The sequence below is a fragment of the Buttiauxella agrestis ATCC 33320 genome (assembly GCF_000735355.1).
Taxonomy (GTDB): domain Bacteria; phylum Pseudomonadota; class Gammaproteobacteria; order Enterobacterales; family Enterobacteriaceae; genus Buttiauxella; species Buttiauxella agrestis.
This window is the reverse complement of sequence record NZ_JMPI01000022.1, coordinates 1-13,288: the sequence shown is the minus strand read 5'-3', so window position 1 is coordinate 13,288 and position 13,288 is coordinate 1. Positions and strand designations below refer to the sequence as shown.

Annotated in this window: 12 protein-coding genes; 11 read left to right on the top strand and 1 reads right to left on the bottom strand. The window is 51.8% G+C overall.

Annotation, left to right across the window (positions count from 1 at the left end; translation table 11 throughout):
* The first annotated feature begins 41 nt into the window (after positions 1 to 41).
* The 5 genes from GBAG_RS04825 (at position 42) to GBAG_RS04800 (ending at position 6,072) form a co-directional block, all read left to right on the top strand.
* Positions 42 to 950, top strand: coding sequence for a LysR family transcriptional regulator (locus tag GBAG_RS04825; protein WP_034493874.1), 909 nt, complete (start codon positions 42 to 44; stop codon positions 948 to 950).
* Positions 951 to 1,114: 164 nt separating this feature from the next.
* A complete protein-coding gene (fdnG, locus tag GBAG_RS04815) occupies positions 1,115 to 4,162 on the top strand; it encodes a formate dehydrogenase-N subunit alpha (protein WP_156104856.1) in 3,048 nt (1,015 codons plus the stop codon).
* An 11-nt stretch (positions 4,163 to 4,173) separates the two neighbouring features.
* Complete coding sequence (fdxH, locus tag GBAG_RS04810; protein WP_034493871.1) at positions 4,174 to 5,058, top strand: formate dehydrogenase subunit beta; 885 nt, start codon at positions 4,174 to 4,176, stop codon at positions 5,056 to 5,058.
* A complete protein-coding gene (gene fdnI, locus GBAG_RS04805) occupies positions 5,054 to 5,707 on the top strand; it encodes a formate dehydrogenase-N subunit gamma (RefSeq protein ID WP_034494559.1) in 654 nt (217 codons plus the stop codon). The genes fdxH and fdnI overlap by 5 nt, the downstream gene beginning before the upstream one ends.
* A gap of 113 nt (positions 5,708 to 5,820) precedes the next feature.
* The gene (locus tag GBAG_RS04800; RefSeq protein WP_034494557.1) at positions 5,821 to 6,072 is read left to right on the top strand and encodes a DUF1158 domain-containing protein; all 252 of its coding nucleotides are present in this window, start codon (positions 5,821 to 5,823) and stop codon (positions 6,070 to 6,072) included.
* A gap of 39 nt (positions 6,073 to 6,111) precedes the next feature.
* On the opposite strand, the gene GBAG_RS04795 is transcribed toward GBAG_RS04800, so the two are convergent.
* On the bottom strand, positions 6,112 to 7,359 hold the full coding sequence (locus tag GBAG_RS04795) for a mechanosensitive ion channel family protein (RefSeq protein ID WP_034493870.1): 1,248 nt from the start codon (positions 7,357 to 7,359) through the stop codon (positions 6,112 to 6,114).
* Between the two features lie 226 nt (positions 7,360 to 7,585).
* Between GBAG_RS04795 and GBAG_RS04790 the strand changes: the two genes are divergently transcribed.
* The 6 genes from GBAG_RS04790 (at position 7,586) to GBAG_RS04765 (ending at position 13,258) form a co-directional block, all read left to right on the top strand.
* Positions 7,586 to 8,704, top strand: coding sequence for a YbdK family carboxylate-amine ligase (locus GBAG_RS04790; RefSeq protein WP_034493868.1), 1,119 nt, complete (start codon positions 7,586 to 7,588; stop codon positions 8,702 to 8,704).
* Positions 8,705 to 8,931: 227 nt separating this feature from the next.
* Positions 8,932 to 9,489: a helix-turn-helix domain-containing protein gene (locus tag GBAG_RS04785; RefSeq protein WP_034493867.1), complete on the top strand. Its 558-nt coding sequence runs from the start codon at positions 8,932 to 8,934 to the stop codon at positions 9,487 to 9,489.
* Positions 9,490 to 9,713: 224 nt separating this feature from the next.
* Complete coding sequence (locus tag GBAG_RS04780; RefSeq protein ID WP_034493866.1) at positions 9,714 to 10,136, top strand: (R)-mandelonitrile lyase; 423 nt, start codon at positions 9,714 to 9,716, stop codon at positions 10,134 to 10,136.
* A gap of 132 nt (positions 10,137 to 10,268) precedes the next feature.
* Entirely contained in the window at positions 10,269 to 11,324 is a 1,056-nt protein-coding gene (locus GBAG_RS04775; RefSeq protein ID WP_034493865.1) for an NAD(P)-dependent alcohol dehydrogenase, read from the top strand.
* Between the two features lie 97 nt (positions 11,325 to 11,421).
* The gene (locus GBAG_RS04770) at positions 11,422 to 11,847 is read left to right on the top strand and encodes a DUF2946 domain-containing protein (protein WP_034493864.1); all 426 of its coding nucleotides are present in this window, start codon (positions 11,422 to 11,424) and stop codon (positions 11,845 to 11,847) included.
* A gap of 31 nt (positions 11,848 to 11,878) precedes the next feature.
* Positions 11,879 to 13,258 (top strand): PepSY-associated TM helix domain-containing protein, encoded by a 1,380-nt coding sequence (locus tag GBAG_RS04765; RefSeq protein ID WP_051873637.1) that lies wholly within the window; start codon positions 11,879 to 11,881, stop codon positions 13,256 to 13,258.
* Positions 13,259 to 13,288: the final 30 nt, after the last annotated feature.

Sequence of the window (13,288 nt, the reverse complement as noted above, 5' to 3'; positions counted from 1 at the left end):
CGGATAATGAGCAACTATTCATTGCATAAATCGGACGAATAATGGATCGCATTACCTCCGCACGGGTGTTTGTCACCATTGTCGATCTGGGCAGTATGATTGCCGCCGCAGACCATCTTGAGATGTCGCGAGCCATGGTGACGCGTTATCTGGCGCAGATGGAAGAGTGGACGGGCGCACGCCTACTGCACCGCACCACGCGCAAACTGAGCCTGACCGATGCGGGCGAAAGAACCCTGAGCCTGTCACGCAAAATGCTCGCGGTCGCCGAAGCCATCGATCTGGTCGAGGATAATCAGACCGAGGAAATACGCGGCCTGCTGCGCATCACCTGCTCCCAGTCGCTGGGGCAAACCGCGCTGGCGGGGGCCGTGACGCAGTTTCTGAAACGCCACCCTCAGGTGAGCGTCGATCTGCAAATGAACAACCGCACGGTAAATCTGGTGGAAGAACGGATCGATCTGGCACTGCGTATCACCAATGAACTGGACCCGAATTTGATTGCCCGCCCGCTTTCCACCTGCGCCTCGGTGGTATGCGCCGCTCCTGCTTATCTGGCGGCAAACGGCACTCCGAATCATCCGGAAGATCTCGCCAGCCATAATTGCCTGACTTACAACTGGTTCGGCAAAAGCCTGTGGCATTTTGACCGTGCAGGGGAAAAATCTGCCGTGGCGGTGAGCGGTAATCTCAGCGCTAATGAATCGGTGGTGCTGCTGGCGGGGACGCTACAGGGCGCGGGGATTTCGCTCCAACCGTACTATTCTGCCGCCCCGCTACTGGAAAAAGGTGAACTTGTAGAACTATTGCCAGGCTACCAACCGCAGGCGATGGGGATCTACGGCATTTACACCACCCGCAAACAGATGCCTGCCACGCTGCGCGCGATGCTGGATTATCTGGTGGAGTGGTTTGCCACGGATGAGCAGTGGCGAGGGACTCTGCGCTAAATATCGCCAATCATTATCTCGTTATGGTTAATCCCCCGCCATTACCCCTACTCATGAAGGGGTAATTGGCTATCCAATGTTTAGCGACTTGATTTTGCTCAATAACCAACCGGTAAATATGGGTATTTTCGCGACCATTCAAACGTCATAACAGTGAGGTTACGATGGACGTCAGTCGCAGAAAATTTTTCAAGATCTGTGCCGGCGGGATGGCAGGGACTACCGCCGCAGTTCTGGGATTTTCTCCCAAAGCGGCACTTGCCGAGGTACGCAACTTTAAGCTTTTGCGTGCCAAAGAAACCCGCAATACCTGTACATACTGCTCCGTAGGCTGTGGTTTGTTGATGTACAGCCTGGGCGATGGCTCGAAAAACGCTAAATCCAGCATTTTCCATATTGAAGGTGACCCGGATCACCCGGTAAACCGTGGGGCATTATGCCCAAAAGGCGCGGGTCTGCTGGATTATATCCACAGCGAAAGCCGCCTGCGTTACCCGGAATACCGCGCGCCAGGCTCCGATAAATGGCAGCGCATCAGTTGGGAAGATGCGTTCGCGCGTATTTCTCGCCTGATGAAAGATGACCGCGATGCCAATTTCGTTGAGAAGAATGAGCAAAACGTCACGGTAAACCGTTGGCTCTCCACCGGCATGTTATGTGCGTCGGCGGCCAGCAACGAAACCGGCATGCTGACACAGAAATTTGTCCGCTCGCTGGGCATGTTAGCGGTAGATAACCAGGCACGCGTCTGACACGGACCAACGGTAGCAAGTCTTGCTCCAACATTTGGTCGCGGTGCGATGACCAACCACTGGGTTGATATCAAAAACGCCAACGTTGTGATGGTGATGGGCGGCAACGCCGCAGAAGCGCATCCGGTGGGTTTCCGCTGGGCGATGGAAGCCAAAAACAACAACGACGCCACACTGATTGTGGTCGATCCGCGCTTTACCCGCACCGCATCGGTGGCGGATATTTATGCGCCAATCCGCTCCGGCACCGACATTACTTTCCTGTCGGGCGTGCTGCTGTACCTGATTTCCAATAACAAAATCAACGCCGAATACGTAAAGCATTACACCAATGCCAGCCTTTTGGTGCGTGACGATTTTAGCTTCGATGATGGCCTGTTTAGCGGCTATGACGAGCAAAAACGCCAGTACGACAAAACCAGCTGGAACTATCAGTTCGACGAAAACGGTTATGCGAAACGCGACGATACGCTAACCGACCCGCGCTGCGTGTGGAACCTGCTCAAAGAGCACGTTTCCCGCTATACGCCGGAAATGGTCGAGCATATTTGCGGCACGCCGCAGGCCGATTTCCTGAAAGTGTGTGAAGTGCTGGCTTCCACCAGTGCCGCCGATCGCACCACCACTTTCTTGTACGCCCTGGGCTGGACGCAACACACCGTGGGCGCGCAGAACATTCGCACCATGGCGATGATCCAGTTATTGCTCGGCAATATGGGCATGGCGGGCGGCGGTGTGAACGCCTTGCGCGGGCACTCCAACATTCAGGGGTTGACCGATCTCGGCCTGCTGTCCACAAGCCTCCCGGGTTATCTGACGCTGCCTTCTGAAAAGCACACCGACCTGCAAACTTATCTGACGGCAAACACGCCAAAAGCCACGCTGCCGGGCCAGGTGAACTATTGGGGCAACTATCCGAAGTTCTTCGTCAGCCTGATGAAAGCGTTCTATGGCGACGATGCGCGTAAAGATAACAACTGGGGCTTTGACTGGCTACCGAAGTGGGACCAGGCGTACGACGTGCTGAAGTATTTCGACATGATGGACCGCAATAAAGTCACGGGTTACATCTGCCAGGGCTTTAACCCGGTGGCGTCGTTCCCGGATAAAAACAAAATTGTCGCAAGCCTTAGCAAGCTGAAATATCTGGTGATTATCGACCCACTCGTCACCGAAACGTCTAACTTCTGGCAGAACCACGGCGAGATGAACGACGTGAACCCGGCGGCGATTCAGACCGAAGTGTTCCGCCTGCCGTCCACCTGCTTTGCCGAGGAAGACGGTTCGATTGCCAACTCCGGGCGCTGGTTGCAGTGGCACTGGAAAGGGGCAGATGCACCGGGAGAAGCGCGTAACGACGGAGAAATTCTGGCCGGGATTTACCATCAAATCCGCCAGCTTTATCGCACCGAAGGCGGTAAAGGCGCTGAGCCGTTGCTGAAAATGGGCTGGCATTACGAGCAGCCTGACCATCCTGAATCGGAAGAAGTCGCTAAAGAGAACAACGGCTACGCGCTGGAAGATCTCTACGATCCGGCTGGGAATTTGCTGGCGAAGAAAGGCCAGCTTCTGGACTCGTTTGCGCTGTTACGTGACGACGGTTCTACCGCGTCTGCCTGCTGGATTTATACCGGGAGCTGGACGGCGAAAGGCAACCAGATGGCGAACCGCGATAACGCCGATCCGTCCGGGCTGGGTAACACGCTCGGCTGGGCCTGGGCGTGGCCGCTCAACCGCCGCATTATCTACAACCGCGCGTCAGCTGACCCACAGGGCAAGCCGTGGGACCCGAAACGCATGTTGATTCAATGGAACGGGGCGAAGTGGGTCGGCAACGATATACCGGACTACAACACTGCCGCACCGGGCAGCGGCGTGGGGCCGTTTATCATGCAGCCGGAAGGTTTAGGCCGCCTGTTTGCCATCGACAAAATGGCGGAAGGCCCGTTCCCTGAGCATTACGAGCCGTTTGAAACGCCGCTGGGCACCAACCCGCTGCACCCAAATGTGGTGTCGAATCCGGCAGCTCGCCTGTATGAAGCTGACGCTAAACGCATGGGCAAACGCAATGAGTTCCCGTATGTCGGCACCACGTATCGCCTGACGGAGCATTTCCATACCTGGACTAAACACTCGCGGCTTAACGCGATTGCGCAGCCCGAGCAGTTTGTGGAAATCAGCGTGGCGCTTGCGAAAAGCAAAGGTATTGCCAACGGCGACCACGTGAAAGTCAGCAGCAAACGCGGGTTTATTCGCGCCGTTGCGGTGGTCACGCAGCGCCTGCAAACGCTGAACGCTGGCGGGCAGGAAGTGGAAACCGTCGGTATTCCGCTGCACTGGGGCTTTGAAGGCGCGGCGCGTAAAGGCTATCTCGCCAATACGCTAACGCCGTCCGTCGGTGACGCTAACTCGCAAACGCCAGAGTACAAGGCGTTTCTGGTCAACATTGAGAAGGCGTAAGGAGCGAACTCATGTCCATGCAATCTCAGGATATTATCAAGCGTTCGGCTACCAACGGCTTTACGCCGCCGCCGCAGGCTCGTGACTTCAAAGAAGAAGTCGCCAAGCTAATTGACGTCTCAAGCTGTATCGGCTGCAAAGCCTGCCAGGTCGCCTGTTCGGAGTGGAACGACATCCGCGATGAAGTCGGTCATTGCGTCGGGGTTTACGATAACCCCGCCGATTTGAGCGCCAAATCCTGGACGTTAATGCGCTTTAGCGAAACCACGCAAAACGGCAAGCTGGAGTGGCTTATCCGCAAGGATGGCTGCATGCACTGTGAAGATCCGGGCTGCCTGAAGGCCTGCCCGTCGGCGGGCGCCATCATTCAGTACGCTAACGGGATCATCGATTTTCAGTCGGAACATTGTATTGGCTGTGGGTATTGCATCGCCGGGTGCCCGTTCAATATTCCGCGCCTGAATAAAGACGATAACCGCGTCTACAAATGCACGCTGTGTGTGGATCGCGTCAGCGTCGGCCAGGAGCCAGCCTGCGTGAAAACCTGCCCGACGGGTGCCATTCATTTTGGCACCAAAAAGGAGATGTTAGACGTGGCCGACGAGCGCGTGGCGAAGCTGCAAAAGCGCGGCTATCCGCACGCCGGGCTTTACAATCCGCAGGCGGTGGGCGGCACGCACGTGATGTATGTGCTGCACCACGCCGACCAGCCGGAGCTGTATCACAATCTGCCGAAAGATCCGCAAATCGACACGCCAATCAACCTGTGGAAAGGGATCCTCAAACCGCTGTCGGCGGCAGGTTTTATCGCCACCTTCGCCGGGCTGATTTTCCATTACATCGGCGTCGGGCCGAATGAAGAAGTGGATGAAGACGAGGACGAACATCATGATTAAGCAGAGCAAATCAATTGTCAGGACGAAGTTTATCGACCGCGCTTGCCACTGGACGGTAGTGATTTGCTTCTTCCTGGTGTCGCTCTCGGGTATTGCGCTGTTCTTCCCGACACTGCAATGGCTGACCGAAACCTTCGGCACACCGCAAATGGGGCGCATTTTGCATCCGTTCTTTGGGGTGCTGATTTTCGTGGCGCTGATGTTTATGTTTGCGCGTTTCGTGCATCACAATATCCCGGAAAAGCAGGACTGGCCGTGGGTGAAAAATATTGTCGAAGTGCTGAAAGGCAACGAGCATAAAGTGGCGGATGTCGGCAAATATAACGCCGGTCAGAAGATGATGTTCTGGACCATTATGAGCATGATTTTCGTGCTGCTGGTGACGGGCGTAATTATCTGGCGGCCTTATTTTGCCTCGTACTTTCCCATCAAACTGGTGCGCTACAGCCTGCTGATTCACGCCACTGTCGCCATTATTTTGATTCACGCCATCCTGATTCATATGTACATGGCGTTCTGGGTGAAAGGTTCGATAAAAGGCATGATCGTCGGCAAAGTTAGCCGCCGCTGGGCGCAGAAACACCATCCGCGCTGGTATCGGGCGGTTCTGGCGAAAGAAGCGAAGAAAGAAAGCACTGAAGGGTTGTAGTGGATTCGCCCTGCTGTCCCCGGCGTTTGCGCCGGGGATTTGTATCAGCCGTTATTTTCCCGGACAATAGCCTTTTTGGCTATTTTCACCTGACTTCCGGCGTAACAATAATGATGAAACACCCCCTTGAAACCCTGATGAGCGCTGGCAGTATTTTGCTGCTGGCCTTTTTCTCCTGCCTGCTGCTTCCGGCTCCGGCGCTGACGATTGAACTGGCGCAAAAGCTCATCACGATGTTTCACCTGCTGGATATGAACCAGCTCTACACCATTATTTTCTGCCTGTGGTTCCTGGCGTTAGGTGCAATCGAATACTTCGTGATTCGCTTTATCTGGAAGCGTTGGTTTTCGATTGACCGTGATTGATAAGGTTATTTGTGTCGGTTGACGCTACGCGTAACCGACCTACAAAGCCTTCTGCAACACAATCGAACGAATATCATTGCCGGTTGGTGCCTGGTGAATACGCAAACCAAACTCGTCAACGACCGCGAAAATATGCTCGAAAATATCAGCCTGAATGGCTTCATATTCCAGCCATGCCACGGTATTGGTAAAGGCATAAATCTCTATCGGTAATCCTTCAGCACCAGGCGCAAGCTGGCGAACCATTAAGGTCATGTCTTTGCGAATACGCGGATGGTTTTGCAGATATTCAGTCAGATAAACGCGGAACGTGCCAACATTCGTCATTCTGCGTCCGTTAAGCACTGAAGTCCCGTCGCTATTATGCGTACGGTTATAGTCTTCAATTTCTTTACTGCGTGAATCTATATACGGTTTTAATAAACGCGCATGGGTTAAACGCTGAATTTCATCCTCTGAGAGAAAATGAATACTGGTGGTATCAATATTAATGCTGCGCTTAATACGACGGCCGCCAGATTGCGACATCCCACTCCAGTTTTTAAAGGCATCTGAAACCAGCGCGTAGGTTGGGATAGTGGTAATGGTGTTATCCCAGTTGCGGACTTTAACGGTGGTCAGGCCGATATCGGTAACGGCACCATCTGCGCCGAACTTTGGCATTTCCAACCAGTCACCTAGCTTTAACATGCGGTTTGCCGAAAGCTGAATCCCCGCCACCAGCCCCAGAATAGGGTCTTTAAATACCAACATTAATACCGCCGCCATCGCACCCAGGCCGCTGATAAGAATCGCTGGCGATTGGCCGATGACTCTCGAAATCATCATGATACCAATGATTATCGAGCTGATTAATTTCACTCCCTGGAATATGCCTTTAAGCGGAATATTTGAGGCAACGGTAAATTTCTGTGAGAAGTTATAAATAACATCCAACAAGGAAAATAACGACAACAAGGAATAGAGCATAATCCATAGCTGCGCGCAGATAATCAGAATCGTGCTGACATCCGTACCCTTCTGCAACCACAGTACCGCCTGAACATTAACGATGATACCTTGCAGCGCTAACGCAACCCGATGAAATAACTTGTTTTCCGTGATAATTTGCAGCCACAAATGCTGGCTTGAGTTTGCACGTTTTTCAAAGGTGCGCAGAACAACTTTGTGCAGAATAAAATGGACTATTAATGAAAATACAAAAATAATACACAGAACCACAAATATGGAAGTTGTCTGGTCAATGACAATTCCAAATTTGCTAAAAAGTGAAACCAAATCTTTCATAACATCTCCTTCCGAATCAGCGCATATAATGATGGCTGATGAATTCATGTGCAACTATTAAGGCATTTTTAATATCCTGAATATTCTTTACAATATTTTCGTTGCAATAATGGGTATTGGATAATTCTCAACAAGAATAATGAGATAAAATCAGCTAATACCACAAACATTTCTCCTGCTGCTGGCTATACTGAATTCACGTAGGGTTCAGTTGCGAGAAGACAGCATGCCTTTAGGAGATTTTGTTCATTCCGACCCGTACACCCTCGGGGTGGAGCTGGAATTGCAGATAATCAATCCGCCGGGAAACGATCTGAGCCAGGATTCTTCCCTGCTGATTAGTTCACTGAAAGAGGCGGTGACTGAGGGTGAAGTCAAACATGACATCACTGAAAGCATGCTCGAAATTGCCACCGGAGTGTGCGGTGATATCACAGAGGCTTATGCCCAACTTTCCGGTTTACGCACGCAGGTTTTGCAATCAGCAAGCCAACATCATGTGGCTATTTGCGGTGGTGGCACTCACCCCTTCCAGAAATGGCAGCGCCAGGAAGTTTGCCAGAGTGAACGATATAACCAGACTCTGGAGCTTTACGGTTATTTAATGAAGCAGGCGACCGTGTTTGGTCAGCATGTGCATATCGGCTGTGATAACGAAGAAGATGCCATTTATTTGCTGCACGGGTTGTCGCGGTTTGTACCGCATGTGATTGCGCTGTCCGCATCATCGCCCTATATCCAGGGGGCTGACACCACTTATGCCTCGTCACGCCTGAATATCTTCTCCGCATTCCCGGATAACGGCCCCGCGCCATTTGTGAGTGACTGGAACGAATTCAAATGGATGTATCAACGCCTTGAGTCCAGCAGCATTGTGCAATCCATGAAAGACCTGCATTGGGATATTCGCCCCAGCCCAAAATTTGGCACGGTTGAAGTGCGCGTCATGGACACTCCCCTGACCATCACTCGCGCGGTGAATATTGCCGGGTTTCTTCAGGCACTGGCTCACTGGTTGTTAACCGAACGACCATTCGTACCGCGTTCAGAAGATTATCTGCTCTACCGCTTCAATCGTTTTCAAGCCTGCCGTTTTGGATTTGAAGGTGTGCTGACGGATGTGCGCAGCGGTGAACAACGCACGATGGCGGAAGATATTTTACCGCTGCTTGATACCCTTGCTCCGTACGCCACGCAACTTAAGGGGTTTTCAGCGTTAGAGTCCATTGAGCGCTATGTGCGTAATAACGAGAGTGATACCCGACGCATTCGACAGTTTATCGCCGATGGAGGTCTTTTAACCGAATTGATGCGTGAACATTCTGAAATATGGGCGAATGAATAAATTATTTTGTCCAAAATAGGATTGAGAATATTCTTGCACTCATCGAAGCCTATGACATTTCAATGTATTTAGCATTGCTAAATACCCCCTTAATTATAACTAATGATGCCAGCCATTTATTAACACAAAAAACATGATAAAGTGACTGGTAACATTTTATTTCAGCCGCAAACTACACTCTCCTCTAACTTTAACCAGTAATACATCTTATTAAAAGGATTTATATTGTGACTGTATTATCAAACAAGGTTATTTATATTCTTAGTGACAACCGCTTTTTGTTGCCGGGTGTCGAAAAGGCCCTTTCTAATTTTCATGAGCCAAATGCTGTACTCACGGTCAGGCAAATCCCTAACAGCCAGCTTCTCGGCCTGTTAACCCAGCTTAGCGATCAGAAAAATGACCCTCACACGTTTAACTACTTTATTGCTGAACGACATGTTTTTTATATTTTAAAATCACATAACTTTTCGCCGCGTGGAGTCCTTATTCCTCCTACGATATCAATTAGTGAATTACAGTCCATTTTATTAAAACCCAACAAAAGCACAAATGAACTCAACTCAAATTTTTATTATCGCAATACGCATTCTCATCGCGAAGTAGAAATCGTTTCGTTGCTACTCGAAGGAATGCCACATAAAAGCATTGCCGATAAGTTAGGTATTTCGATTAAAACTGTCAGCCATCATAAGCAAGTCGCGATCAGAAAAAGTGGCTTTTCAAATTTCAACGAATATTACATGCGTAATCTTTCGATTCACCCGCTCATCCAGAGCCACTAACAATTTGTTTCCTCTTGCAAAAGAGGAAGCCCCCTCCTTTAGCCGCAATTCCCATTCATGAATTCAGCTCATAGACCCTGCCGTATCAGGTGAGCTAATCCCCTTGCGGGCGCGGTGATAGAGTTTCATTTTCGGATAACACGGCAAGCCTGGGTGAGTTTCCTATACTTCAGAGTCACTGTTGTCCATCTAACTCCGACTATAAACGTCGAATCGAGGAAAAAATGGAAGAAAAAATGAAAATTATCCAGGCGGGATCTCAGCCATCTCAATCGGGCCCGGAAAGTTACTTCACAGGTAGAGTCCGTATAGATGCACCTTTCCAGACCACGCCACCCGCCCGAACCGGCGGTGCCACCGTCACTTTTGAACCGGGCGCACGCACCGCATGGCACACACATCCGTTAGGGCAAACGCTGATTATCACTCATGGTCATGGCTGGTTGCAGGAATGGGGAGGTGCCATCCGTGAAATGAATCAAGGCGATATTGTCTGGATCCCCGAGGGCGTGAAGCATTGGCATGGTGCGACACCCGACAACGCGATGACACATATCGCCATTGCTGAATCACTCAACGGCAGCCCGGTCGAGTGGATGGAACACGTCAGCGACGATCAATACAAAAAAGATACCCTTCATTCTTGAAGTTGCTTCTGCGTTGGCTGCACTCACTCCCCCCAGTCACTTACTTGAGTAAGCTCCCGGGGATTCTCGAGTTTGCCGCCTTGAAGCAAATTCAATTATTTTGGGTATAGACTCTCAATCCGGAGAATTAACATGACGATGAAAGTGCTCGGTTATGCGGCTCAGTCCGCAGAAGTTCCACTTGCTCCCTTCGAGTTTATGCGACGCGAACCGCGTCCGGATGACGTAGTGATTGAAGTGATGTACTGCGGGGTTTGCCACTCAGACCTGCACCAGGCACGTAACGACTGGGGTTTCAGCCAGTATCCTGTGGTGCCAGGCCATGAAGTTGTGGGGCGCGTGGCCTCAGTGGGTAGCAACGTCACAAAATTTAAACCGGGCGATTACGCAGGAATAGGATGCATGGTCGACTCGTGTCGCACCTGCCATCCGTGTCAAGAAGGGCTGGAGCAGTATTGCGAAGAAGGCAACACCCAGACTTATAACGGTGTGGACCGCCACGATCACCAACCCACCTACGGTGGCTATTCCCAGGCCATTGTTGCCTCACAAGATTTCGTGCTGAAAATGCCTGATGGAATGGACTTGAAAGGTGCCGCACCACTGCTTTGCGCGGGTATCACAACCTGGTCTCCGCTGCGCCACTGGAATGTGGGTAAAGGCAGTAAAGTGGCGGTTGTCGGCCTGGGAGGCCTGGGCCATATGGCGCTAAAACTGGCTAACGCGATGGGTGCCGAAGTCACGCTATTCACCCGTTCCGCCAGCAAAGAAGAAGATGCCCGCCGTTTAGGTGCGCATCACATCGTACTTTCAACCGATGAAGCGCAAATGGCGTCGGTCGCCAACCAGTTCGATTTAATTATCGACACCGTACCTTACGACCATGACATTAACCCGTATATGCCAACCCTCACGCTGAATGGCACGCTGGTGTACGTGGGTTTACTGGGCAAAATTGAGCCGCCTGTCAGCACGCTGCCATTGATTCTGGGCCGTCGTTCCGTTGCAGGTTCCTGCATTGGCGGTATCAAAGAGACCCAGGAAATGCTGGATTTCTGTGGTGAACACGGGATTGTTTCCGATATCGAGATGATCAATATGCCGGATATCAACGAAGCCTACGAACGGATGCTGAAAAGCGATGTGAAGTACCGCTTCGTGATAGATATGGCGACGCTGAAAGCCTGATTCTTTTCCCCCTCTCTGCAAACTGGGAGGGTTTTAACATTCCCCATCAATCCGTGTACAATCGCGCAACAAAACGGTTGTACTACGGATAGCCCGGTTGCCATCACTTTTCTCTTTATCACGCCATAAACTGCCTGCAGCACTCGCCATATTGGCGATGCTGATGCTTTTTATCGCCCCGGTGATCTCAAAATCACTGGAGCACCGGCGCGTTGCGATGAATGGCGAGCATCATATGATGAGCCACTCAGGCGGCATGATGATGGAAATGGCTGGCGAGAAAATGCCCTCGCCTTCGCATCTGATGCCAGGCATAGGCGCATCGTTGATGGATGATATCGCCTGCGGTTATTGCCAGTTGCTGCTGCATATTCCGTTGATTGTCTGGTTATTTATTCCGTTTATTTGGTTAATCTGGCGCATTTCTCGTATTCCTCCGCCACCCGTTATTGCCCCACTTCTTGCCCAACATGATGACGCCGAAGCGCTGCCACGCGCCCCTCCTGTCGCCCTGCTTCGTTAATACACACTTCTTTTAACGACAGAGGATTATCATGTCTGTGAATCAATCTCAGCTCGCCTACCGTGGCGCGCTGCTGACGCTTTTGCGTCGCCTGCATTTCTATATTGGCCTGTTTGTCGGCCCGTTTATTTTCGTCGCGGCCCTCACCGGCACGTTATACGTTTTAACGCCGCAAATTGAGAACGCGCTTTATCATGACGCGATCCACACTCAGGACTCAGGTCAAAACTACTCGCTTTCGCAGCAAATAGCGGCGGCTCGTCACTATATTGGCGAAGAAGCGACTATTTACGCGATACGCCCGGCACCAGAACCCGGAGACACCACCCGCGTGCAATTTGCCGATTCTTCTTTGGGAGAATCTGAGTCCAGAGCCATTTTTGTCTCTCCTTCCACACTGGCCATTCAGGGCGATATGACGGTGTACGGCACCAGCGGCGTGCTGCCGTTGCGTACCTGGATTGATCAATTCCACCGTGGATTATTGCTCGGAGATATTGGGCGAATTTACAGCGAACTGGCAGCATCCTGGCTGTGGGTTGCCGCCCTGGGTGGTGTGGTGCTGTGGCTGACTTCACGTCCGAAACGAAAGCTAAAAGTGCGACACACCCCGCAACGCAAAGCACGCCACTGGCACATCACCCTCGGTGCAACGTTACTGCTTGGCCTGTTATTTTTCTCCGCGACCGGGCTGACCTGGTCGCAGTGGGCAGGTGGCAATATCGACAAAATGCGCAGTTCGCTGGGCTGGATGACGCCGCAGGTGAATACATCACTGGCACCGCAAACCGGCCATCAGCACCACGATCCCCATGCCGAACATCACGGCATGATGCCGGGAATGGTGATGCCCGATGCCGCAGATGACAGTTGGGATCGCGTTCTGCTTGCCGCTCGCGCAGCAGGAATCGAGTCGCACAAAATAGAAATTCGCCCTCCTCGTGCCGCCGATAAAGCCTGGACGGTGACTGAAATTGACCGCGCCTGGCCAACGCATGTCGATACCGCAGCGGTCGATCCCCACAGTTTTAAAGTCATCGACAGAACGTTTTTCGCCGATTTCCCGCTGGTTGCAAAACTCACACGCTGGGGAATTGATGCGCATATGGGCGTGCTGTTTGGCCTGACAAACCAGCTGTTACTCGCCGCATTCGGCTTTGGCCTGTGCGCGATGATTATTCTCGGATACCGGATGTGGTGGTTAAAACGCCCGGCGATTTCTGCGAGCAATCCCGCACAAACGCTGAGCGAGGCGTGGCTGGCGCTGCCCGGCTTCTGGCGTGCAGCCATGATGTTAATCGCGGCGGTATTTGGCTACTGCTTGCCCGTCATGGGTGTGAGTCTGCTTCTATTTATTGCTGCGGATGTCGTGCGCTGGCGCAAGAGCACATTGAAATTGCAGGTTTCGTAGTTTTCCNCNCTACCTACCTACCTACCGTAC

Bases quoted from the DNA above. Each gene is read 5' to 3' on its own strand.
- GBAG_RS04795 (WP_034493870.1), bottom strand. From the start codon at position 7,359: ATGAAAGATTTGGTTTCACTTTTTAGCAAATTTGGAATTGTCATTGAC.
- GBAG_RS04765 (WP_051873637.1), top strand. From the start codon at position 11,879: ATGTCTGTGAATCAATCTCAGCTCGCCTACCGTGGCGCGCTGCTGACG.
- GBAG_RS04800 (WP_034494557.1), top strand. From the start codon at position 5,821: ATGAAACACCCCCTTGAAACCCTGATGAGCGCTGGCAGTATTTTGCTG.
- fdxH (WP_034493871.1), top strand. From the start codon at position 4,174: ATGTCCATGCAATCTCAGGATATTATCAAGCGTTCGGCTACCAACGGC.
- GBAG_RS04825 (WP_034493874.1), top strand. From the start codon at position 42: ATGGATCGCATTACCTCCGCACGGGTGTTTGTCACCATTGTCGATCTG.
- GBAG_RS04775 (WP_034493865.1), top strand. From the start codon at position 10,269: ATGACGATGAAAGTGCTCGGTTATGCGGCTCAGTCCGCAGAAGTTCCA.
- GBAG_RS04790 (WP_034493868.1), top strand. From the start codon at position 7,586: ATGCCTTTAGGAGATTTTGTTCATTCCGACCCGTACACCCTCGGGGTG.
- GBAG_RS04780 (WP_034493866.1), top strand. From the start codon at position 9,714: ATGGAAGAAAAAATGAAAATTATCCAGGCGGGATCTCAGCCATCTCAA.